This is a genomic window from Halosimplex salinum (assembly GCF_003730195.1).
In the GTDB taxonomy this organism is placed as follows: domain Archaea; phylum Halobacteriota; class Halobacteria; order Halobacteriales; family Haloarculaceae; genus Halosimplex; species Halosimplex salinum.
Genome location: NZ_QWGG01000002.1, coordinates 441491 through 464098 on the forward strand (window position 1 = coordinate 441491; position 22608 = coordinate 464098).

Sequence of the window (22608 nt, forward strand, 5' to 3'; positions counted from 1 at the left end):
GGGGCCGACGGGCTGTCAGAGGTCGTCGTGGATGTGCTCGGCGGCTTTCAGGGAGAGCGCGACGATGGTGAGCGTCGGGTTCATCGCGCCGCCGGTGGGGAAGACGCCGCTGGAGGCGATGGAGAGGTTCTCCAGGTCGTGGGTGCGGAGTCGTCGGTCGACGACGCTCTCCGCGGGGTCGTCACCCATCCGGGTCGTCCCCATCGGGTGACTCCCGGACAGGGGATCGTCGGCCGGCGTGGCGTAGTCGACGCGTGCTCCGGCCTCGTCGAGGATGTCGCGCTGGACCTCGATGGCCTTCTCGGCCGTCGTGCGTCCGTGATCGCCGACCGTCCAGTGGATCTGTGGGACGGGGTTGCCGTGGTCGTCGGTCTCGTCGGGGTCGAGCGTGACGCGGCTGTTCGGGTTCGGGAGCTGCTCGACGAGCGCCTCCGTCCCGATGTGGCCCCCGTAGGAGCGCTCGACGGCGGCCGTGAGGTCGTCGCCCCATCCGCCGTCGTCCAGCGCGGCCTCGACCGGCGAGGGGCCGGCGTAGTTGAGGAACCCGACGAAGAAACTCCCCGGCGTCGCCTCCTCGTGGTCGTAGAACTGGTGTGTGACGGACGTACTGAACCCGACCTGGTGTTGCTCGGTCGGTTCCATGAGTCGCCCGGTGACGAGATACAGCAGGTGGTCCATCAGGTATCGGCCGACCGCCCCCGAGGAGTTGGCCAGTCCGTCGGGGTACTGCTCGGACTGCGAGAGCAGGAGCAGACGTGGCGTCTCGATGGCACCGCAGGCGACGACGAACTGGCGAGCCTCCTGGCGGTGTTCGGTCCCGTCGGGCGTGGCGTAGACGGCCGCCTCGACGCGCTCGCCCTCCGAGTCGTGTTCGAGTCGCTGGACGGGCGCGCGGTCGACGACGCGGGCGCCCTCGGATTCGGCCTTGCGAATGTGGACCGAGCCGTCGTACTTCGCGCCGGAGGGGCAGACCGGATGGCAGGTGCCGTAGCCGACGCAGGCGCTGCGACCGTCGTAGGCCTCGCTGTTGCGCGCCTGCGGGACAGAGTGGACCTCGATGTCCAGCTCCTCGCAGGCCGCTCCGAGGATCGAGTCGGAGTGACTCGGCGGAAACGCCTCCATCGGGAACGGCTCCTCGCGGGGCGGCGCGAAGGGGTTGTCCTCTGCGCCGGCGACGCCCAGCTCCGACTCCGCCTCGGCGTAGTAGGGTCGCAGGTCGTCGTAAGCGATCGGCCAGTCGGTCCCGAGCCCGTACCGCGTCCCCATCTCGAAGTCCTTCGGGTGGAATCGCGGGGTGTAGCCGATCCAGTGCAGCGTCGTCCCGCCGACGCCCTTGATGCGCGTCCGGTTCAGCGGGTAGTCCACGTCGCCCGTCGAACTGTAGGCGTCGCGCTCGCCGTCCATCCCCCAGACGTCGGTCCAGTCGTGAGCGGGGCGCTGGTGGCGCTCCATGCGTTCCAGCCGCTCGGCGAGGGGGACGCGAGGACCGGCCTCGAGGACGACCACGTCGTGGCCCCGGTCGGCCAGCGAGTGGGCGACGATGCCGCCGGCCGGTCCCGCGCCGACGACGCAGACGTCGACGCGTTCGGAAGGGGTTCGATCCGCCGCGCTCATCACTCTGGCCCCTGCTGATACGCGTCCAGCCCGCCGGGGTAACCCGGCGGATTCTCGATGCCGACCAGCTGTCCACCCTTGGGCGACCGCATCAGGCCGTAGAGCAACTCGTTGACGAGGTAGTACCGGATCCGCTGGCGCTCGTCGCCCTCCGGGTTAGGGTCGACCTGCGACATCCCGAGGGTCTCGAGGAGCGCGTCCCCCTCCTCGGGTTCGAGTTCGCGGAACGACGCGCCGTGTTCCGAGCGGGCGTCGGCGTCCAGCGCGTCCGCCGCGTCGACCATCGCCTCGCGGCGAGCGTCGTCGTCCTCGATCCGGCCGGAGACGAACGTCCGAACGAACGACTCGGTCTCGGTGACCTCGGGGGGATAGATGATCTCGGCGAGCGCCACCGTCGTCTCTAGCAGTGCGCCGGTGTCGTCCGCGCTCGTCGGCGTCTCGCCGGACTCGCCGGGGCCGCGCCCCTCGCGCAGTTCTGTCGCGCCGTACACCACACCACCACCGACGCCGATAGCCGCAAGCGCCGCTACCGCGTCGCGGCGTGTCAATTCCATGAACGCACCCAGTGCGCAACTTTAGTTAACTCTTGCGCCAGGAACCCCCGTGCCAGTACCGGAACGCGAATCCGCCGCCCGAGCGTCCGCGTCGGTACCGGTGGACGCTCCAGTCGGTACCCGCACAAATTTCATAATTCGGTTATTCATACAAATATTATATATCTGGAATGTCGGTAACGCCGTCCTTAGGAGTCCATAAAATATGCGGTGTAGAGTAGTTAAAAAGAAGATGTTCCGATGAGCCGTTCAGCTCCGGTATACCGACTAATATGCAGATTTTGTGTTTAAATGGCTCTAGAACCCATTTCTCCTGGTTACTATAATACATATTGCATTACTTTCTTACTAGACTGTTTGGAGATATTTTGTATCACTCACCAGATTTTATATATTTTTGCGGATCGGCTACGGTCCCACTGATCGTGGTGAATGGCGCTCGAAAGCGATCGTGGCATCTGCGGTCGTACCGGGCACTGACTAGCACCCCGCCGGGTTCGTCCCTTTCTCTCGACCGCGACCTCGAGCGAATCCGGCGTACACTCGCAGACGTGTTACGCCTGCGACCACCTCGATTCGCGTCGTGTCACCCCCGCTGGTCACGTTTTCACTCCGGGGTCGTCGTTCCGTTCCACTGCGTCTCGACCCAGTCCGGTCGTTCGACGGTCGTCTCACCGACGTCGTCGTAAGCGAACGACCGCGTGACAGTCGCTGGACCGGTTCTCCCGGTTCTGACGTAGGACGCGTTCATCGAACGGACCAGTCCGGTGGGTTCGACGACTGCGCGAATACTCACGTTCCGGATCCGCTCCATCTCAGGGAGGGTGGAGTAGTTCCCCCGAATGACGAAGGCGAGTCGGCCGTCGACTGTCGTCTCGGAGACGACAGCGTCGCCGACTTGGAGGAACTGACGACTCAGGCGGACAGTCCGTGACTCCGGCGGTCGGGTGTTGTCCAGCCGATCGTACCGTGTGATACCGGCGTACGCTGTCCGCACGTATATAAACGGGCCGCTCGCGAACTGGGTGACGTTCCCATCGTTTCCGCCGAGCACGTCGTGGCTGTAGTACCGCGTCGGCGTTTCGACGCGGATGAATCGCGTGTAGCGGGTCTCGTCTACGCGGAGTCGCACCCGGAGCGTGTACGATTGCGTCTCGAGAAGCGACTGGTGGGCGTCCAGCAGTGCGTCGGTGTCCCTGACGCCGCTGTCGGTCACGCCGGGAGGCAGCGGGACCGGTGTCTCGGTCATCTGGGGCACCGGCGCGGGCGTCAGCGTCTCGGTCGACGTGTCCCTGTTTAAATCCGTATCGCCGTCGAGAACCGACCCACACCCCGCGAGAACGACGATGGAGACGACGCTCACGAGACGCCAGTTCATGTTCTCAATTAGGATTTCCCGATAATAGCGTTGTGGCGTGTGTGTACACCTGAACACGATCATGGACTCGATGGACCTGATCCGTGGGCCATCCGAGTCACCGTCGACGAGATAATCGGCGATTCGATATCCGCATCGGCATAGACAGTTGCGCCATCACTGGAGGAAGAGGGCGGCCGCTTAGACCGCATCCACCATTCTAGTGGTGTCCATATCTCTCGCGAAACTCCGAAAGTTGTAGCTGTTGATCAAGCCGTTCTCACCTGAATCTCCAGTGGGCGGAGCCTGCCAGGAAAGCCACCGAGCGGGGAGAGTGATTCCGTGGCAGTGGCGTGCGTTGGCGGGGTTCTTGGAGCGGTGGGGAGTCAGTCTCCTCTCGCTCGTGGATGGAGTCGAACGGTCGGATTCCTCCCACGGCTCAAGCCGTGGGCTTTCTCCTTGTGTCACTGTGACTCCGCTCGGTGCGCGCGATCAGATTGCTCGACAGCTGTCGGTGGAGCCATCGGTCGGAGGAAAGGATGTATAGGAACGGCTACCGTCCCTTCCTCCAATGAGCGAATCGGACGGGCCCAAACAGGTAGACGATCCAGACTACCACAGTGAGAACCATACGGCCGCCCAGACCTGCGGCTGGACGGCTAACTCACTTCGCGGTGAGGGGAAATGTTACAAGTACGCGTTCTACGGGATCGAGTCCCACCGCTGTATCCAGATGACGCCGGTCGTCAAGTGTAACGAGCGCTGTGTCTTCTGCTGGCGCGACCACGCGGGCCACGCCTACGAACTCGGCGACGTGGAGTGGGACGACCCCAGCGCCGTCGCCGACGCCTCGCTGAAACTCCAGAAGAAGATCCTCTCGGGCTTCGGCGGCAACGAGGAGGTGCCCCGCGAACGCTTCGAGGAGGCGATGGAGCCGCGCCACGTCGCCATCTCGCTCGACGGCGAACCCTCGCTCTACCCCTATCTCCCCGAACTCATCGAGGAGTTCCGCGACCGCGACATCACGACGTTCCTCGTCTCCAACGGGACGAAACCCGAGGTGCTGGCGGAGTGTGACCCGACCCAGCTGTACGTCAGCGTCGACGCGCCCGACCGCTGGACGTTCGACGAGACGGTGAAGGCCGTTGAGGACGACGCCTGGGAGCGACTGATCGACACGCTGGACGTGCTCGCCGAGAAGGACGAGACCCGGACCGTGCTGCGGACGACGCTCGTCAAGGGGAACAACATGCACCACCCCGAGTGGTACGCGTCGATGTTCCAGCGGGCCGACCCCGACTTCATCGAGATGAAGGCGTACATGCACGTCGGTCACTCGCGCGGGCGACTCGACCGCGACTCGATGCCCGAACACGAGGAGGTTCGAGCGTTCACCGAGGACGTGCAGGCGCACATGCCCGACCACGACTACTTCAACGAGGTGCCCGTCTCGCACGTCACGCTCCTCTCGAAGACCGAGGACACCTGGGTGCCGAAACTCCAGAAGGACAGCGAGTTCTGGGAACGCGACCCCTACGCGGAAGCCGGCGACTGAGCGGGCTCATTGGCCTCGTCGCGTTCGACGCCGTTATACCGGATCGGTCTGAATTTCCCGTACCCGCTGGACGAGCGACAACTCCTCACAACGCACGCGCCGTTCCATTTCTGAGACGCGTTCCGCATTCGGTATACTTATCGGCCGGTAACCGTTACTGTCGGGTATGACAGGAGTGACGGCGTCCCCGGTGGGGCACGCCGAGCTGGCGACGCTGAAAGTGCTGGCGTTGCAGAGCGGGCTCGAGGGCGACCAGAAGGTGTCGTGTTCGGCGCTGGCCGAACGGCTGGACGCCTCGACGCAGACGGCCTCGCGGCGCCTCCAGCGGCTGGAGGAGGCCGACCTCGTCGAACGGGAGATCGTCAGCGACGGGCAGTGGGTGACGGTCACCGGCGACGGCGAGCGCGCGCTCCAGCGCGAGTACGCCGGCTACCGGCGCATCTTCGAGCGCGACGCCAGCGTCGAACTCCACGGCTCTATCACCAGCGGCATGGGCGAGGGCCGCCACTACATCTCCCTGCCGGGCTACATGCGGCAGTTCGAGGAGAAACTCGGGTACGAGCCGTTCCTCGGGACGCTCAACGTCGAACTCACGGAGGAGAGCGTCCGCGAGCGCGGACACCTCTCCTCGTTCGAGCCCGTCACCATCGAGGGCTGGGAGGACGACGAGCGCACGTACGGGCCCGCCTACTGCTATCCCGCGACGGTCGAGAGCGACGAGGGCGACCGCTTCGAGGACGCCCACGTCATCACGCCGGAGCGGACCCATCACGGCGACGACCAGCTGGAAGTGATCGCCCCGGTGAAGCTCCGGGAAGAACTCGGACTCGACGACGGCTCACCACTCACCATCCATGTCACCGAACAGCGATAGTATGACCGGCGACGCATCGACCGCGGCCGCGAGCGTCGAGCGCGCGATGGACGCCCTCCGTCGCGGCGACCCGATCCTCGTCCACGACGCGGCCGACCGCGAGGGCGAGACCGACCTGATCTACCCCGCGGGCGCCGTCACGCCCGCGGCCGTCGCGCGGCTGCGAAACGACGCCGGCGGCCTCGTCTGCGTCGCGCTCGGCGACGCCGTCGCCACGGCGTTCGACCTCCCCTACGCCCAGGACGTGCTCGACCACCCGGCGGCGGCCGACCACGAACTGGGCTACGACGAGCGCTCGTCGTTCTCGCTGACGGTGAACCACCGCGACACCTACACCGGGATCACCGACGACGACCGCGCGCTGACGATCACCGAACTCGCCGCCGCCGCGGCCGACCCCGACTCGGCGGAGTTCGCCACCGAGTTCCGCGCGCCCGGTCACGTCCACCTCCTGCGGGCGGCGCCCGACCTGCTGGCCGACCGCGAGGGCCACACGGAACTGGCCGTCGCGCTCGCCGCCGGCGCCGACCTCCCGCCCGCGATGGTCGTCTGCGAGATGCTCGACGACGACACCGGCGCGGCGCTCTCGCCGGCGGCCGCACGGGCCTACGCCGACCGCGAGGGGTTCGTCTACGTCGAGGGCTCGGCCGTCATCGACCGCCTCACGTAGTCCGACCGTTCGACCGATTTCGGGGCACTGAAGACCCACTGGTCCCCAGTTTCGTCGATGAGACACTTCTCGCGGCGGTCGTTCCTGGGCGCGGCCGGCGTCGCGACCGCCGGTGCGGTCGCCGGCTGTTCGAGCGGCACTGGAGCGGACGACTCCACGGACGCGGCCGGCGACGTCGTCGTCGGACCGGGCGGGTCCTACGTCTACGACCCCGACGAGTACACCGTCACCGCCGGCGAGACGGTCACCTGGTACTTCGACAGCCCGGCACACAACGTCGGCTGTGTCCCCGACGACAACCGGCAGGTCTCTCTGCCCGACGACGCGGAACCCTTCGCCAGCTACGACGAGGGGAGCCCCGGCCAGACGGTCCAGCAGGGCGAGACCTACGAGCACACCTTCGAGACGCCCGGCGAGTACACCTACGTCTGTATCCCCCACGCGCGACAGGGGATGGTCGGGACCGTCATCGTCGAGGAGTAGCGCGGTTCGAAGCCGTCCGAGTCGTCGCGGGCGGTCCGCCGGCGACTGGTGAGGCCCCTCACAGGTGCTTCAGTGTGAACCAGCCGCCGCCGAGGACGAAGAACAGCCCGAACCCGGCGGCGAACAGCGGCGTGTTCGTCGTCCGGTTCTGCAGGAACGCGTCGTCAGGCCGGTCGGGCGAGACGTACGCGGTGACCGTCTCTCCCTCCTCGTACCCGGCGACGACGGACCGGGCCGCCGACTCCGTGTCGTACGTCGGGGAGATCTCCGCGGGGAAGACGCTCGAACTCTCGTAGGTCGTCCCCTCGTACTCGTAGCTGAACCGTGCCGTCGGTTCGTGGTCGACGCCGCGCCTGGCGGACACCGTCTCGACGCCGACCTCGTGGACCGTCGCGTTCACCTCGACCGCGTTTTCCACCGCCTCGGACTGCTGGACGTGGTCGTAGCCGCCGTAGCCGACCAGCGCGAACCCCACGAGGAGCATCAGCAACGCCCCGCGGAGCGACTCCGGCCCGCCGATCGAGAACCCCGAATCGTCGCTCACGTCGGTGCCTCCCGAGACGGGGTCGGCGCCGTGGCGACCGCCGGCCGTGCGTCGATCGGCGTCGTCGTGGAGGGGCTGCTCGCGGGTACCGGGTACGGGTCGCGGACTCGTCGCGGACCGTCCGTACGACCCCAGTTTCGTTCGACAGTCATCGTCCAGTGGGGTCTCGGGGCTCTCGATGAAAAGCCCTCCCGTAACTCCAGCGTCTGTTTGTGTCACGCGCTCGCACGCGACCGTCAACACTCTTTACGGCGGGGTCGCAACATTCGTCATGGACAGACCGAGCGACGCGGGCGCCGGCGGACTGACAACGTATAAATCGGGGGCGACCCTCACCGGGAGGTACGACCCATGAGCGAGCGCCCAGAGATGTTCCAAGGGGTCGACGAACTCTGGATGGACGGCGAGTTCGTCGACTTCGACGACGCACAGATCCACGTTCTCACCCACGGCCTGCACTACGGGTCGGGGATATTCGAGGGCGTGCGCTGTTACGACACGGTCGACGGCCCCGCCATCTTCCGGTGGGAGGAGCACCTCGAACGGTTCTACCAGTCGGGCAAGCCCTACGACCTGGAGATCCCCTTCGAACCCGAGGAACTCACCGAGGCGACGGTCGAGCTGATCCGCCGCGAGGAGCTCGAATCCTGTTACATCCGACCGATCGCCTTCTACGGCTACAACTCGCTGGGCGTGAGCCCCGGCGACTGCCCGACCCGCGTCGCCATCGGCGCCTGGCCGTGGGGCGCCTACCTCGGCGAGGACGCCCTCGAGAACGGCGTCGACGTGATGGTCTCCTCGTGGCGCAAACACGCCTCCAGCCAGATCCCGACCAACGCCAAGACGACGGGCCTGTACGTCAACTCCCTGCTGGCCACCGAGGAGGCCAAGGGCAACGGCTACACCGAGGCTATCGTCCTCAACAAGGAGGGCAACGTCGCCGAGGGCCCCGGCGAGAATCTCTTCCTGGTGCGCGACGACGAGATCTACACGCCCGGCCTCGCCGAGTCCATCCTCGACGGCATCACCCGCCGGACCGCCATCGAACTCGCCGAGGACATGGGCTACACCGTCCACGACGAGGCCACTATCTCCCGCGGCGAACTGTACACCGCCGACGAACTGTTCTTCACCGGGACGGCCGCCGAGGTCACGCCCATCCGTAGCGTCGACGACAACGTGGTCGGCGAGGGCACCAAGGGCCCGGTCACCGACGACATCCAGTCGCAGTTCTTCGACCTCGTCGAGGGCCGTCTCGACGGCTACGACGACTGGTTCACGTACGTCTAGCCTGCCCCGCACCGCCTTCGCCGTCGCCTTGCATTCGCCGGCGGGAGTTCGATCGCCGGCATGCATTCGCCGGCAGGAACTCGGTCGCCGCCCGCGAGTCGGCCGCCCGGAGTCCGGGTCTCCGCCGTGATGTCGACGGTCTCGGCGACCGGGGGGTAAACAATTAGGGATAACCGTCACGGCAGTTCTCGCCCGATATCCGGTAGATGCTCATGACACGTTCGACCCGGAGTCACTTCCACAGCGAGGTCGACCGCGCTCCGACGACACGGGTGGTCCGGCGATGACGCTGACGACGCGACTGCGGTCCGTGTTGAGCGACGCCCGGGAGCGAGCGGGCCGCGACGGCGAGACCGACGGTATCGCCGAGTCGTCCGGCGGTCGCCCCCGCGGCGCGACCGGTTCGCGTTCGAGCCCGGAGACGAAGCTCTTCGAGTGTGACACCTGCAACGACGTGTACGTCGCCGTCGAGAAATCGACCTGCTCGACCTGCGGAAACGCCGTCGAGCAGGTCCCGTCGTCGCTCTCGCGCGAGTAACGGACCGCTCAGTTCTCGTCGGCCCGGTCGGATCCCTGCCTGTCGGTCTCGTCAGTGAGCGGTCCGTCTCCCCTCGACTGCGAGCCGACGGCGGTGTCGGCGTCGTCCGCCGGCTCCACCGCGGTGTCGGCCCCCTCGGCGAGCCGTGCTTCGACCCGCTCCAGCGCCTCGCGGGTCGCGCGCAGTTCGGCGACGAGTTCGTCAAGCTGGTCCGCCCCCGCGGCCTGCCGGGTGCGAGCGGGGGAGTCGCCGCCGCCGGTGCCGTCGCGAGCGCCGCGACCGCCGCCGCCGAACTCGCGCTGGACGCGGGATATCTCCTCGCGCACCTCGCGGGCGTCCTCGACGTCGTCGAAGGAGATGTCCGCGCCGGAACTCCCGGCGGTGCTGATATCGATGGTCCCGAAGCCCAGTTGCGTCCCCCAGAACGACTGGGTGAACTCCGTGTTCTGGATGCGGTCGAGGTCGACGCTCTCGATGTTGGTGGAGAGGATCCCGCGCTTGACGTAGAGGGACCGGGTCGTGACCACGTAGTCGGTGTGTTTGATCCCCAAATACGACAGCGGCGCGAACAGGAGGACGAGGATACCGATCAGGACGGGGATGAGGACGATCCCGGTGACGACGGTGCCGACCAGCCGCATCGTCGTCGGCTCGCCGACCCAGACCACCTCCTCGTCGGGTTCGAGCGAGAGCCACTCCGACACGTCGGAGTCGGCCACCGACGCGGCCCGGTCGACCACGGCCGCGTCGTCTCCGCCGCTCGCCGGGGAGTCGTCGGGACTCATACGCGCTCCTCCATGCGTTCGGCGACGGCGCGGAGCCGTCTGGCCTCGGCCAGCACCGCCGTCATGGCCTCCTCGTCGAGCGCGCCGACGGCCGGGTCCGGTCGCTCGTCGTCGCCGTCCCCGTCACGCTCGCCGGCCGCGCGGACCTGTTCCTGCAGGCGGTCGCGGAACGATTCCGGGTCGTCGAGGTCGCTGATCGAGAGGTCCGCACCGCCGCTGCCGGCGGTGGAGATGGACACCGTTCCGTAGTCGAAGAGGTTGCCCGTGACGTCCTTGCGAAGCGTCGTGTTCTGGACGCGGTCGACGCCCACGCTGGTCACGGTCTCCGAGAGGATCCCCGTCTTCCGGTATATCCGCCGGTTCGTCAGTACGTAGTCGGTGTGCTGGACGCGGAGGTAGGCGACGGCGACGTTCCAGAGCGCCGAGAGGGCGACGATCCCGGCGACGGCCCAGACGGCGACGACGCCGTACTCGCCGCCGGCCCCGACCGCGTCGAGCCGCGGCGCCAGCGCGGCGCCGGCGACGGCGATCGCGACCAGCACGAACGCCCCCGCGGCGGTGCCGACGATACGCCAGACTCGCGGCTGTCCGATCCAGACGACGTCCTCGCCCGGATCGAGCGAGAGCCAGTCGTGTTCGGCTGTCATATCACGTGGGTGGTACTGTCGGAGAGATAAATCCACGGGACTGGCCCGGTCCTCCCCTCAGATGTCGAGCCGGCCGGCGGTGAACGACAGGTCCACCTCGATGCCGTCGACGGTCACGGTCGCGGAGAGGCGGGTCTGCTTCCCGCGGAGGTCGCGGAGGCCGTCGCCGCTCGGCGGTTCGCGCGAGACAGCGACCGACCCGTCGTCGCCGGTACTGACGCCGACGTACAGCGATTCGCCCGGTTCGAGCGGGTCGTCGAGCGTGACCGTCCGCGTCGTGCGGTTGTGCCGGAACTCGAACTCGGTGCCCGCGGGGACGGCGGAGCCGCCCGTCATCGTCACGTTGAGCGCGGTGCCGTCGGACGTCTTCTCGACGACGCCGCGGGGCACGGTGTCGAACCACGACGGTCGCGGGACCGCGTCGACGCCCCACTCGTAGTCGTAGTCGTAGGCCTCCGCGACGGACTCGTTCTCGCCGACCTCGCCGCTGAGGCGGTGGATCCGCCCCTCCTCGTCGACGAGTATCGTCCCGGTGTAGTGGTCGAGCGACGACCCGGCGTTTCGCGCGCCCGTCATCCGCAGTTCGTGGAGCGTCCGCCCCTCGCTGTCCGTGGTCCCGGCCCACTCGTAGTTACCAGTCCCCAGTCGGATGGCGAGCGCGAACGTGACCGTCCCCGTGGGGTCGCCGAACCCGGTCGTCGTGTTGTGCGTGGCGTCCATCTCGTAGGGCGCGCCGAAGTACGTCCGGTTGGTCACGCTGACGCCGTCGCTGAACCAGGTCACTCCCTCGTCGGTCCGCTCGTAGCTCGTCCCGTCGGCGTGGTACAGCACACGCGTGTCGTTGCCGTTGCGGTGGTCAAGCCGCCAGCCCGAGGCGTTCAGCGCCGCCGCGTGGGCGGTGAACACACCCGTCTCGTTGACCGTGCCGTCGTCGCGGACGCCCGGCGGCAGCGACTGCCCCTCGCCGGGCGTCGGGAGCGACTCGGGCGTCGCCGTCGGTTCCGGCGTCGCCGTCGGCTCGCTCGTCGCCGTCGCGTCTGTCGGTTCGGCCGTCGCTGTCGCGTCTGTCGATCCGTCCGTCCCCGTCGCGTCCGTCGGTTCGGTCGTCGCCGCCGACTCGTCGGTCGGCGCCGCGGTCTGATCCGGTGCGTCGGCCGCGGTCGGCGTCGGCGAATCGGTCGCCCCGTCCGCGCCCGGTGTCGCGGTCCCACCGGCGAGCGTCCCACAGCCGGACAGCACCACCAGCGCCGCAACGATCAGTGTCGTCCCCCAGTCACGTCGCATACACCGAGTCGGTGACCGGGCCCGTATAGGCGCTTTCGGTTCTCCGCGAGCCCGCGGCCCCGCTACCGCCGTTCCTCCCGTTCGCTCCCGCTTCCGGGACTCACCGAACGGCGGGATCACGGTCCTCACCGTCTGGCGTCACTTTTATCGCGAGTCCCCCGCTACGCGCGGTCGTGTCACTCTCCGAACCTGACCGCCCGTCGCTCGCCGTCCACGAGTCGGTCTCCCGACGATGACCGGGCGGGACCCGCTCGTCGACTGGGACGGTCTCGGCCCCGATTCGCCCCACGGCGCGGTCGCGGAGGCGGTCGAACCGGACGACGGCCTCGCCGTCCTGGTCCGTGACGGGCGGGTCGTCCGCGCGACAGACGGGTTCGACGCGTCGCTCTCGCTCGACCCGGCCGTCGCCGCCGGAGAGCGCGATTTCTACGACGCGCTCGCGGCGGTCGGCGACGACGCGGGCGCGACTGCGGTCCGGGCGGCGGCCGCCGAGGAGGAGGCGGTCGAGACGACCCTCACGGTGGGGACGGGCGAGGACGCGCGCGTCTTCCGGCACGTCGGAGTCCCGCTGCCGTCCGACGCGCCTGGCGACCGGGTCGAGTGTTTCGAGGACGGAACCGGCGAGCGAGCGCGGGCCGATTGTCTCGCCGCGTTCGAACGGCTGGCCGAGCACGCGCGGGACGGGCTGTTCGCGACGGACGACGACGGACGGCTCGTCTACTGTAACGAGTCGTTCGCGTCACGGCTCCGCGCGGACCGGTGTGACCTTCGCGGTGCCCCGGCGAGCGCGCTCGTCGTCGCGGCGGACCAGGCGGCCTGGACGGCGGCCGTCGACGCCTGTGGACCCGGCGACGAGGAGACTCTGACCGTCGACTTCCGGCGGGTCGGGCGAAGCGTCCGACTGACGGTCCACCTGACCGGGCGGCCGGAGGGAGGCGTTCTCGCGGCCGTTCGCCGCCCGGACGGCTGCGAGGCGGAGCGCGCGCGGCGCGTCGAGCAGTACCGGACGCTCGTCGAGAGCGCGCCGGACCCGATGTGGGTGCTCGACGGCGACGACCGGATCGAGCTCTGCAACGAGGCGATGGCGTCGTTCCTGGGCGGGTCTGCCGAAGCGCTCGAAGGACAGGCGGTGGCCGACGTCGTGCCGGCCGAGGCGGCGTCGCGGGTCGCCGAGGCGCTCTCGGTCGTCCGCGGGCGCGACCGGCGGCGATGGAACGACACGGAGCTGACGCTCCCGAACGCCGGCGGCGAGCCCCGCGACTTCGAGGCGACGTTCGGCCCCGTCCGCCGGGACGGTGCGGTGGTCGGCACCGTCGGCACGTTCCGGGACGTCACCGAGCGCGAGCGCCGCGCGACCGAACTCCGGCACCTTCAGGCGGTGCTGGGCGGCGTCGTCCGCCACGACGTCGGCCGGAGCGCCCACGAGATACGCGACCTCGCCGAGCGATTGGTCGCCCGTCTCGACGGGGAGCGAACGGCCCTCGCCGAGGCGATAGCGGAACGGGCCGACGCGCTGGCCGCGCTGGCCGCGAAGACGGCCGCCGTCGAACGACTCGTCGAGGCCGACCCCGAACCGAGCGCGACCGACCTGGCGGCGCTCGTCGACCGGGGTATCGAGGCCGTCGGCGACGGTGCGGGTGAGGGGACCGTCGAACTGGACGCCGGCACTGACGCCGACACTGACGCCGACACGCACGCGGACGTGGAGGTGGACGTGCCGTCGGTCGGCGTTCGGGCGGTCCCGGCGCTCGACCTCGCGGTCGAGAACCTCGTCGAGAACGCGCTCGTCCACGCGGGCGAGTTGCCGACGGTGACGGTCACCGCGACGGTGGACGACCGGGACGTGACGCTCACCGTCGCCGACGACGGCCCCGGCATCGAGTCGTCGGAGCTCGCGGCGCTCGAACGCGGCGCGGAGACGACGCTCGAACACGGGAGCGGCGTCGGTCTCTGGCTGGTGGACTGGGCCGTCTCGAAGTCCGGCGGCGACCTCGCCTTCGAGACCGACGGCGGGACGCGCGCGTCGATCCGACTCGACCGCGCCGACGCGGCCCGTCCCGAGGCCCCGGTGGAATCCCGGGAGAGCGACGTGCACCTCCTGCACGTCGACGCCGACAGGATGGCGACCGCCCGGATCCGGGACGCCGCGACCGCCGTCGACCACGCCGTGGCCGTCGAGCGGACCGCCGACGTCGCGACCGCGGTCGACGCGCTCTCGACCGGACGGGTCGACTGCCTCGTCACCGAGCGGCCCGACGACGGCGACTGGAGCCGGCTCGACGACGCCGCCGCCGCGGCCGGCGTCCCGGTCGTCTGCTACACGGCCGCCGCGCACACGGCCTTCGACGAGGACCGACTGACCGCCGTCGACAGCCTCGTCGAGAAGGGCACCGGGAGCGAGCCCGCGACCCTCCTCCTCGAGAAGGTCCTCGCGGTCGCGGGCGTCGACGGCACCGAGCGGACCGACCGCGACGACGACCGCCGGAGCCGGGCGGCGACTGTCGCCGACGGCGAGACGGACACGGACGCCGAAGCGGGGGAGACGGCAGCCGGCACTGTGAGGGCTGTCGACGACGACCCGAGCGGAGTCGACGCGGGCGCGACCGAACGGGCCGACGCCGGGACTGCCGTCCGGCTCGCCGACGAGAACGACTGCTGGGAGCGAGTGCCCGACGGCCATCCGGGGTTCGAGGGGCTGCCCGAGGCTATCACGGACGGCGTGGGCGGTGCGGACGGTGCGGACGGCGTGGACGGCGCGGGTGGTGCGGACGGCGTGGACGGTGCGGACGGCGCGGGCGGTGCGGACGGCGTGGACGGCGCGGGTAGTGCGGTCGCGCCGGTTCGAGTCGGCGACGACGGGGAGCGTCGATGGTTCGGCTACTGGGAGCGGGACCTCGGTGGTGGACTCCGCGTCGCGTGCAGTCGCGACCTGACGTCGGTCGTCGAGCGCGAGCGCCGGCTGGCGCTGCTGTCGGCGCTGGTCGACCACGCTCGCGACGCGGTGTCGGTCGTCGACGCGAACGGCGAGGTGGTGTATCACAACGCGGCGTTCGCCGACCTGCTGGGGGACGAGGACATGACCGGGACGCACGCGGCGACGTACATGGCGGCGGGCGAACTCGAGAAGGGGCAGCTGGCGGTCCAGCGCCTGCTGGCGACGCCGGAACTCGACAGCGAGGTGCTCGACCTGACGTTCGAGACGGTCGACGGCGAGACGGTGACGCTCGCCGTCCACTTCGCCGTCCGCCGAGCGAACGGCGAGTACGGCGGTGTCGTCAACGTCGCGCGCGAGGACACCGGGGCGACGGCCGACGAGCGCGGCGTCGAACGCTACCGGACGCTCGTCGAGAGCGCCGGCGACCCGATGTTCGTCCTCGACGCCGACGGGGCGGTCGTGCTCGTCAACGAGGCGCTCGAACGACTGCTGGGCCGCCCCCGGGCCGCGCTCCGCGGCGTCGCCGTCGGGGACCTCTTCCCCGACGAACGCGGCGACGAGGGCGGTGCGGCCGTCGAGCGCTGGCTCACCGAGGACGGCGACGGCACCTTCGAGGCGTGGGTTCGCGGTGCCGACGGCGAGCGACACCGATACGAGGTCACCGCGGCCGAGCCCGCGACCTTCGACGGGACGGTGTGTACCTGTCGGGAGGTGACCGAGCGCGAGCGCCGGACCGAGGAGCTCGCGCTGCTCGAACAGGTGCTCGGGCGGGTCCTCCGGCACAACCTGCGCAACGAACTCACGCTCGTCGCGGGCCACGCACAGCTGATCGCCGACGCGGCCGACGAGGAGGTCGCGACGCTGGCGCGGTCGGTCCGCAGGCTGTGCGACGACCTCGCGGCGACGGCCGCGAACGCGCGAGCGGTCGAACAGGCGGTCGAACGGCGACGCGAGAGCCGGTCCCAGTCGCTGGCGCATGTCGTCGACGCCGCCGTCGAGACGGTCGAACACCGCCACGAGCGGGTGACCGTGACGAGCGACGTTCCCGGCGACCTGACCGTGACCGTCCCCGAACCGTTCGCCACCGCGGTCGAGGCGCTCGTCGCCGCGCTCGGTCGGCGCAGCGACGCGGACGACCCGCGGGTCCGCGTCGACGCGAGCGTGACGGGCGGTCGTGTGGAACTTCGGGCGTCGATCCCCGCCGACCACGCGAGCGGCGCGGCGCTCGACCCGTTCGCCGCCGACCCCGACACGGTGCTCGAACGCCACCGCGACGCCGGGATCTGGCTGTTCGCGTGGGTGCTCGACGGGTCGGACGCGCGAGTTCACCGCGACTGGACCGGCGACCGCCGTGCAGTGGTCGTCGACCTCCCGGTCGCCGATACCGACGCTGACGCTGACGCCGATGCCGACACCGACGCTGACACTGATGCTGACGCTGACGCCGATGCCGACACCGACGCTGACACTGATGCTGACGCTGACGCCGATGCCGACAATGACGCCGACACCGACGCTGACGCCGGCTCGCCCGACGAACAGTAACTGACAAGCAACTGGACGGTGATCGGTCCGTATGGGTGGGTTCACGTTCCACGGGTCTTGCGGAGTGCGATCGACCGCCGAGTCGCCGGCGTTCCCGGCTCCGCTCGCCGACTGCGACCTGCGCCTCGCCTCTCCCGTCGGCGTCACGCAGGACTGCAGGGGTAACGTCTGGGTCGCCGACGCCGGGAACAGCCGCCTGGTCGTCGTCGACGACGCGCTCCAGCGCGTGCTCGGGCAGATCGGCGGCGCCGGCGACGCGTCCGGGTCGTTCGACCTGCCGCTCCGACTCACGCATCATCCGACCGAGGCCGCCGTCTTCGTGGCCGACACGGCGAACGGCCGGGTCCAGCGACTCGACTACGAGTACGACGGGCCAGCGCCGCTCGTCACCGGCAATCGAGTGTTCGCGTCGGGCGACGACTTCCACCCGAACGGTGTGGTCGCCCACGAGTACTGGGACGGCGTCCGCGTCGTCGTCGCCGACGAGTTCTACCGCGAGGGCGACGACCTGCGGGGCCGCCTCGTCGTCTTCGACGCCGAGGGAACCGAACTGCGCTCGATCCGGGCTATCGGCGAGGACGACTCCCACGGGCTGTACTGGCCCCAGGGGATCGACGTCGACGACGAGGGACGTCTCTACGTCGCCAACACCGGGCACGGCGTCCTGAACGACGGCCCGGCGGGCCCGTCGAAGCTCGCGACGGTCGTCCGCTGTGACCGGCACGGCGATCCGGTCCCGTTCGCGGGGCGCTCCGACGCGGTGCTGGCCGAACTGCCGATGCCCCGCGACGTGGCCGTCGTCGGGTCCGGGCGAGCGGCACAGATATTCGTCCCCGACGCGGCGACCGGCCGCGTCCACGTCTACACGAGCGTCGGTATCGAGGACGCCGTCGTCCCCGAGAACCACGAGGACCTGCGGGCCCGCGCGGCGCTCGAAGAGGGAGTCGGCCTCCCCCACGACGGCGACGAGCGGTCACAGCGGCGCTTCCGCGGGCCGGTCGGGATCCGACCGTTCGAGGGGCACTCGCTCCCCGACAGCGACGCCGACGACCCGACGCTCGCGGTGCTCGTGTCGGAGGGGCTCGCCCAGCGCGTGGGCGCGTACGCCGTCGACATCCACTGGGAGACGGCCCGTCGGTTCGACGCTATCGGCGGCGCGGGCGGCGACCCCGGCCGCTTCTCCGTCCCGACCGGTTCGACGCTGGACGAAGGGGACGGGCCGCTGGCCGGCCGGGCGTTCGTCGCCGACGGCGCGAACGGTCGTCTCCAGCAGGTCGACCTCGGCGCGACGGCGGGGGACGACGCCGGCGGCCGCGACGGCGGCGCAGTGGCGCCCGTCGACCTCCCGGCCACGCGGTTCCCGTTCGGGCTGGCGTACTGGCGGGCCGGCGCGGGCGGCGACCGCCTGTTCGTCACCGACTACACCGCGCGCTACCGGGAGGACGACGACAGCGACCAGATCCACGTCTACGCGGTCGACGACGCGAGCGATGCCGAGGGCGGGTGCGTCGACCTCTCGCTCGTGCACTCCTTCGGCACCTGGGGGCTGGGCGACGGCGAGGTCAAACTCCCGCGGGGCGTGGCGGTCGAGCCGGTCGGCGCCACGCGAGCGCGCGTCTTCGTCGCGGACTCGGGCAACGGCCGGGTCGGCGTCTGGGAGTACGACTGGGTGTCCGACGAGGCGGAGTCGCTCGGCGACCGCGGCGGCTTCGGCCACTTCGAGGGCGGGTTCTGGAACCCCTCGGACGTGGCGGTCGGCGACCGCGGCGTCTACGTCGCCGACGAGAACAACAACCGCCTCCAGCGTTTCGATGGGGAGGACTGGCACGCCGTGGGTTCCCCGGGCTACGGCTCCGGCCACGAGTTCCTCCTGCCCATCGCCGTCGACGCCCACGACGGCCACCTGTTCGTCCTCGACCTCGTCACGCGCGCTATCGAGGTGTTCGCGGAGGACGCCGCCGCCCCCGGCGGACTGCGCCCCGTCGACTCGATCCGGGCGTTCGGCGGCGAGGCCGGCACGGGCGACCTCTGGCTCCCCTATCTACTCTCGGCTGGCGACGCCTCCGATGCGCCCGGGACGGACATCGTCGTCCCCGACTCGACGCTCCACGTCGCACAGCACTACACGTGGGACGGCGGGTGAGCCGGTCGAGAGCGGTCCCGCCGGTCGCGGAGTCGGCGCGAAAAAACGGAGTAGATGTCGGTGCGTCCGTTAGGACACGAAACCCTCTCTACGAGAGTTTTTCGATGTTGTCGACGATGGCCTCGGCGTACTCGTCGGTGCCGAGCTTCTCGGCGTCGTCGAGCTGTCGTTCGAGGTCGTAGGTGACCTTGCCCGAGGAGATGGTCTCCTCGACGGCGTCGCGGACGAGGTCGGCGGCGTCCTTCCAGCCCATGTAGTCGAACATGAGGCGGCCGGAGAGGATCATCGCGGTCGGGTTGGCCATGTTCTGGCCGGCGCGCTTGGGCGCGGAGCCGTGGACCGGTTCCGCGAGCACTCGGGCGTCACCGAAGTTGGCGCCCGGCGCGATGCCGAGGCCGCCGATCTGTGCGCCGGCGGCGTCGGAGAGGTAGTCGCCGTTGAGGTTCGGCATGGCGAGCACGGAGAACTCGTCGGTGCGCAGCTGCATCCACTGGAGCATCGCGTCGGCGAGGCGGGACTCGACCATGACGGCCTCGTCCGGGATGTCGATCTCGTCCTGGGTCTCCCACAGGGAGTCGGGGGCGGCGAAGACCTCCTCGTCGGGGTACTCCTCGTCGGCGACCTCCATGCCCCACTCGGTGAACTGCCCCTCGGTGAACTTCATGATGTTGCCCTTGCCGACCAGCGTGACCTTGTCGCGGTCGTGTTCGAGGGCGTAGTCGATGGCCTTGCGGACGAGGCGCTTGGAGCCGAACTCGGTGATCGGCTTGATGCCGATGCCGATCGGGCCGTCGTGCATCACGTCGTCGAAGCCCATCTCCTCCTCGACGAAGTCGCGGACCTGCTCGACTTCCTCGGTGCCCGCTTCCCACTCGATGCCGGCGTAGACGTCTTCCGTGTTCTCACGGAAGGTGACCATGTCCATCTCCTCGGGCGACTTCATCGGCGACGGGACGCCGTCGAGGTAGTAGGTCGGTCGGACGTTCGAGTAGAAGTCGAGCGTCTGCCGGAGAGCGACGTTCAGCGAGCGAAAGCCGGCGCCGACGGGCGTCGTCAGCGGGCCCTTGATGGCGACGCGGTGCTCGTCGATGGCGTTGACGGTGTCGTCGGGCAGGTTCTCGTCGTACTTCTCGCGGCCCGATTCGCCGGCGTAGACGCGCATCCAGGCGATCTCGCGGCCGGTCGCGTTCGCGGCGGCCTCGAGCACTTTCTGGGCGGCGGGGCCGACGTCCTTGCCGATGCCGTCCCCGTGGATGATGGGGACGATCGGATTCTCCGGGACGTCCAGCTCGTCGGCCTCCTCGTCGACCACTTCGATCGGCGTTCCATCTGCCGGAACCTCGACTCTGTCGTACTCGTAATCCATACGCCGCCCTTCTTCGCTCGGGCCTAAAGGACTGCCGTTTTCCGCGAGCGTTGCGTTCCGGAACGAACGCGGCCGATCCCCGAATCTGTTCGGTATCGGTGAACGTCATTTCGACGATGCCCGAGGGGGGTGTCGACGATCCCCGCACACGGGGGAACATTTATCAACGAGACTGGAAAACACGCGGCCTGTTAGGGGTGTCGAGGTGAGCAAGTTCCTCCAGGGGCCGTCGACGGTGCTGGTCGTCGTCGGGGACGAGTCGATGCGGGAGTCGATCACGACTGCTGTCGACCGCCGGTCGTTCCGGTCGCCGGTCACGGACGACCTGGTCCGTGCGGCCGCGGGGACAGACCACGAGCAGCCGGTCGATGCGGTCGCGGTAGCGGACTGTGAATCGGCGCTGGACCGACTCGAGAGCGACGAGACGGTCGGCTGTGTCGTCGTCGACGACGCGCTCGCCGACCGGTCGGTCGTCGACTGTATCGAGGCGACGACCGAGCAGTACCCGGATCTGCCGGTGGTCGTCTACGCGGCCGACGGGGACGAGGCGGTCGCGAGCGCGACGACGCGCGCCGGAGCGTTCGCGTATCTCCCACAGCCGGCCGACGCGACCGCCGTCCCGGACCACGGCGACCTCCTCGAGACCGTCGAGGAGGCGCTGTCGGTCCACGACCGGCGGTACCGGGCGGCGACACAGAGCGCGGTCCTCGACACGCTGTTCGCCGAGATACAGATCCCGATGTACGTGAAAGACGAGTCGGCCCGGCATCTGAAGTTCGCCGACGTGCACGGGGCGCCGGACCCCGAGGCGGCCATCGGGAGGACCGACTGGGAGCTGTACTCCTGGAACGACGAGTCGAAGGTCGAGGCGCTCGGCGACGACCGACTGGTCATCGACGAGGGGGAGTCGATCCGCGAGCGCGAGGAGCGCCACGGCCCGCCGGAGGCCGGACGCTGGCTCAAGACGACGAAGATCCCGTGGCGCGACGGCGACCACACGCGCGGACTCGTCGGCGTCTCGCAGGACGTCACCGACGAGAAACGGAAGATCCGGGATCTGCGTGCACAGAACCGGCGCCTCGACGACTTCACGAGCTTCGTCGCTCACGACCTGCGCAACCCCCTCCACGTCGCGATGGCCTACCAGGAGTTCGCACGCGAGGGCGACGAGGCGGCCGCGGACCGGGTCAGCGACGCACTCGACCGGATGGAGGAACTGGTCGACAACATGAGTGAACTCGCCGCGTCCGGCGGGACCGCGCCGGCGCCGGTCGGCGGCGTCCAGTTCCACTCGTTCCTGCAGGTCGTCTGGGACGAGGTCGCGCCGGCGACGGCGACGCTCGACATCGCGATGCCCCCGGAGACGACGCTGTACACCAACCGGCTCCAGCTCAAACCCCTCTTCGAGAACCTGTTCAAGAACAGCCTGGAGCACGGGTCGACGGACGGTCGGCCGCGCGCCGACGACGCGCACCGCTACGCCGGCGCCGACGTGACCGTCCGCGTCGGCATCACCGGCGACGGCTTCTTCGTCGAGGACGACGGGCCGGGGATCCCCGACGACGAGCGCGAGGACGTCCTCGAGGACGGCTACACGACCGCCGCGAGCGGCACCGGGACGGGGCTCGCTATCGTCTCGGAGATCGCCGACACGCACGGCTGGGACGTCCGGATCGTCGAGAGCGCCGAGGGCGGCGTCCCGGACGGAGACGGCGAGTCCGGGGCACGGGAGAGCGACCGCTCTCCCGGCGCCCGCTTCGAGTTCGACAACGTCCTGCTGGTGACCGACCCCGAACCGATGTGCGGGTCGGGGTCGCGCCGCCCGCTCACGACCGGTGCCGACGTGGGTCGGGTGCTCAACGCCGGCGAGTCCTCCCACGACGAGTCGGTCGACACCTGGACGCTCACCGCGGCCGGCGACAACCTGCTCGGCCACACCAACGAGTTCCACTTCCGGTGGGCGTCTCTCCGGGGAGCCTGCCGGATCGAGGCGCGCCTCGTCGACTTCGACGCGCCCGCCGACCGGAGCAAGGCCGGCGTCATGATCCGGTCCGACGCCACGGAGACCGCCACCTTCGGCTACGTCGGCCGCACCGGCGACGGCCGCACGGAGGTGCTGTGGCGGACCGACGACGGTGAGCCCACCCGCTCGCAACTGCTGGAGAGCGGCGACCGTAGTTTCGAGTGGTTCGCGCTGGAGCGGACCGGCGACCGCGTCACCGCCTTCGTCTCCGCCGACGGCGACGACTGGCACGCCATCGACCAGCGCTCGGTCGCGCTCACCGACCCCGTCTGCGTCGGCCTCGCGGCCTGTAGCATCCTGATCGGCGCCTACTGCGAGGCGACGTTCGACCGCGTCTCCGCGGTGGAACTGGACAGGGAGTGACATATCGCCGTCCGTCGTCGATCACGGCCCGCCGTCCC

The 22608-nt window shown here is 69.6% G+C and carries 17 protein-coding genes; 9 read left to right on the forward strand and 8 right to left on the reverse strand.

The genetic code is table 11. The annotated features are described in order from the left end of the window. Positions 1 to 15: 15 nt before the first annotated feature. From D1409_RS07410 to D1409_RS07420, 3 genes are all read right to left on the reverse strand, one after another. A complete protein-coding gene (locus D1409_RS07410; protein WP_123535604.1) occupies positions 16 to 1614 on the reverse strand; it encodes a GMC family oxidoreductase in 1599 nt (532 codons plus the stop codon). Further along, positions 1614 to 2168: a gluconate 2-dehydrogenase subunit 3 family protein gene (locus D1409_RS07415; RefSeq protein WP_123535606.1), complete on the reverse strand. Its 555-nt coding sequence runs from the start codon at positions 2166 to 2168 to the stop codon at positions 1614 to 1616. The genes D1409_RS07410 and D1409_RS07415 overlap by 1 nt, the downstream gene beginning before the upstream one ends. 607 nt (positions 2169 to 2775) lie before the next feature. Continuing rightward, positions 2776 to 3546 (reverse strand): DUF7537 family lipoprotein, encoded by a 771-nt coding sequence (locus D1409_RS07420; protein WP_123535608.1) that lies wholly within the window; start codon positions 3544 to 3546, stop codon positions 2776 to 2778. Between the two features lie 550 nt (positions 3547 to 4096). Between D1409_RS07420 and twy1 the strand changes: the two genes are divergently transcribed. The 4 genes from twy1 (at position 4097) to D1409_RS07440 (ending at position 7107) form a co-directional block, all read left to right on the forward strand. Further along, positions 4097 to 5080: a 4-demethylwyosine synthase TYW1 gene (gene twy1 / locus D1409_RS07425; RefSeq protein WP_123535610.1), complete on the forward strand. Its 984-nt coding sequence runs from the start codon at positions 4097 to 4099 to the stop codon at positions 5078 to 5080. A gap of 166 nt (positions 5081 to 5246) precedes the next feature. Beyond that, entirely contained in the window at positions 5247 to 5954 is a 708-nt protein-coding gene (locus D1409_RS07430; protein ID WP_123535612.1) for a DUF120 domain-containing protein, read from the forward strand. A gap of 1 nt (position 5955) precedes the next feature. Further along, on the forward strand, positions 5956 to 6624 hold the full coding sequence (ribB, locus tag D1409_RS07435; protein ID WP_123535614.1) for a 3,4-dihydroxy-2-butanone-4-phosphate synthase: 669 nt from the start codon (positions 5956 to 5958) through the stop codon (positions 6622 to 6624). A gap of 57 nt (positions 6625 to 6681) precedes the next feature. Then, positions 6682 to 7107, forward strand: coding sequence for a plastocyanin/azurin family copper-binding protein (locus D1409_RS07440; RefSeq protein WP_123535616.1), 426 nt, complete (start codon positions 6682 to 6684; stop codon positions 7105 to 7107). 58 nt (positions 7108 to 7165) lie between these two features. Here D1409_RS07440 and D1409_RS07445 read toward each other — a convergent pair whose 3' ends face one another. Next, a complete protein-coding gene (locus D1409_RS07445) occupies positions 7166 to 7651 on the reverse strand; it encodes a DUF3592 domain-containing protein (protein ID WP_206424999.1) in 486 nt (161 codons plus the stop codon). 351 nt (positions 7652 to 8002) lie between these two features. Between D1409_RS07445 and D1409_RS07450 the strand changes: the two genes are divergently transcribed. Next, positions 8003 to 8941 (forward strand): branched-chain amino acid transaminase, encoded by a 939-nt coding sequence (locus tag D1409_RS07450; protein ID WP_123535618.1) that lies wholly within the window; start codon positions 8003 to 8005, stop codon positions 8939 to 8941. A gap of 283 nt (positions 8942 to 9224) precedes the next feature. Next, positions 9225 to 9479, forward strand: a complete 255-nt coding sequence (locus tag D1409_RS07455; protein ID WP_123535620.1) for a hypothetical protein — start codon at positions 9225 to 9227, stop codon at positions 9477 to 9479. Between the two features lie 8 nt (positions 9480 to 9487). On the opposite strand, the gene D1409_RS07460 is transcribed toward D1409_RS07455, so the two are convergent. From D1409_RS07460 to D1409_RS25180, 3 genes are read right to left on the reverse strand one after another with little or no spacing between them, the layout of a single operon-like run. Then, complete coding sequence (locus tag D1409_RS07460) at positions 9488 to 10264, reverse strand: PH domain-containing protein (protein ID WP_123535622.1); 777 nt, start codon at positions 10262 to 10264, stop codon at positions 9488 to 9490. Next, on the reverse strand, positions 10261 to 10911 hold the full coding sequence (locus D1409_RS07465; RefSeq protein ID WP_123535625.1) for a PH domain-containing protein: 651 nt from the start codon (positions 10909 to 10911) through the stop codon (positions 10261 to 10263). Before D1409_RS07465 ends, D1409_RS07460 begins: the two co-directional genes overlap by 4 nt. A 57-nt stretch (positions 10912 to 10968) precedes the next feature. Next, entirely contained in the window at positions 10969 to 12195 is a 1227-nt protein-coding gene (locus D1409_RS25180; protein ID WP_206425000.1) for a RodZ family helix-turn-helix domain-containing protein, read from the reverse strand. Between the two features lie 232 nt (positions 12196 to 12427). On the opposite strand from D1409_RS25180, the gene D1409_RS07475 reads away from it, so the two are divergent. Together D1409_RS07475 and D1409_RS07480 are read left to right on the forward strand one after the other, a co-directional pair. Next, a complete protein-coding gene (locus D1409_RS07475; RefSeq protein ID WP_123535627.1) occupies positions 12428 to 16675 on the forward strand; it encodes a PAS domain S-box protein in 4248 nt (1415 codons plus the stop codon). 64 nt (positions 16676 to 16739) lie between these two features. Next, positions 16740 to 18818, forward strand: coding sequence for an NHL repeat-containing protein (locus D1409_RS07480; protein WP_206425001.1), 2079 nt, complete (start codon positions 16740 to 16742; stop codon positions 18816 to 18818). Between the two features lie 88 nt (positions 18819 to 18906). Here D1409_RS07480 and icd read toward each other — a convergent pair whose 3' ends face one another. Next, positions 18907 to 20184 (reverse strand): NADP-dependent isocitrate dehydrogenase, encoded by a 1278-nt coding sequence (icd, locus tag D1409_RS07485; protein ID WP_123535631.1) that lies wholly within the window; start codon positions 20182 to 20184, stop codon positions 18907 to 18909. Positions 20185 to 20389: 205 nt separating this feature from the next. Here icd and D1409_RS07490 point away from each other — a divergent pair, with 205 nt between their 5' ends. After that, on the forward strand, positions 20390 to 22570 hold the full coding sequence (locus tag D1409_RS07490) for an ATP-binding protein (protein WP_123535633.1): 2181 nt from the start codon (positions 20390 to 20392) through the stop codon (positions 22568 to 22570). Positions 22571 to 22608: the final 38 nt, after the last annotated feature.

Bases quoted from the DNA above. Each gene is read 5' to 3' on its own strand.
- twy1 (WP_123535610.1), top strand. From the start codon at position 4,097: ATGAGCGAATCGGACGGGCCCAAACAGGTAGACGATCCAGACTACCAC.
- D1409_RS07465 (WP_123535625.1), bottom strand. From the start codon at position 10,911: ATGACAGCCGAACACGACTGGCTCTCGCTCGATCCGGGCGAGGACGTC.
- D1409_RS07430 (WP_123535612.1), top strand. From the start codon at position 5,247: ATGACAGGAGTGACGGCGTCCCCGGTGGGGCACGCCGAGCTGGCGACG.
- D1409_RS07475 (WP_123535627.1), top strand. From the start codon at position 12,428: ATGACCGGGCGGGACCCGCTCGTCGACTGGGACGGTCTCGGCCCCGAT.
- D1409_RS07455 (WP_123535620.1), top strand. From the start codon at position 9,225: ATGACGCTGACGACGCGACTGCGGTCCGTGTTGAGCGACGCCCGGGAG.
- D1409_RS07415 (WP_123535606.1), bottom strand. From the start codon at position 2,168: ATGGAATTGACACGCCGCGACGCGGTAGCGGCGCTTGCGGCTATCGGC.
- icd (WP_123535631.1), bottom strand. From the start codon at position 20,184: ATGGATTACGAGTACGACAGAGTCGAGGTTCCGGCAGATGGAACGCCG.
- ribB (WP_123535614.1), top strand. From the start codon at position 5,956: ATGACCGGCGACGCATCGACCGCGGCCGCGAGCGTCGAGCGCGCGATG.
- D1409_RS07410 (WP_123535604.1), bottom strand. From the start codon at position 1,614: ATGAGCGCGGCGGATCGAACCCCTTCCGAACGCGTCGACGTCTGCGTC.
- D1409_RS07460 (WP_123535622.1), bottom strand. From the start codon at position 10,264: ATGAGTCCCGACGACTCCCCGGCGAGCGGCGGAGACGACGCGGCCGTG.
- D1409_RS25180 (WP_206425000.1), bottom strand. From the start codon at position 12,195: ATGCGACGTGACTGGGGGACGACACTGATCGTTGCGGCGCTGGTGGTG.
- D1409_RS07420 (WP_123535608.1), bottom strand. From the start codon at position 3,546: ATGAACTGGCGTCTCGTGAGCGTCGTCTCCATCGTCGTTCTCGCGGGG.
- D1409_RS07450 (WP_123535618.1), top strand. From the start codon at position 8,003: ATGAGCGAGCGCCCAGAGATGTTCCAAGGGGTCGACGAACTCTGGATG.
- D1409_RS07440 (WP_123535616.1), top strand. From the start codon at position 6,682: ATGAGACACTTCTCGCGGCGGTCGTTCCTGGGCGCGGCCGGCGTCGCG.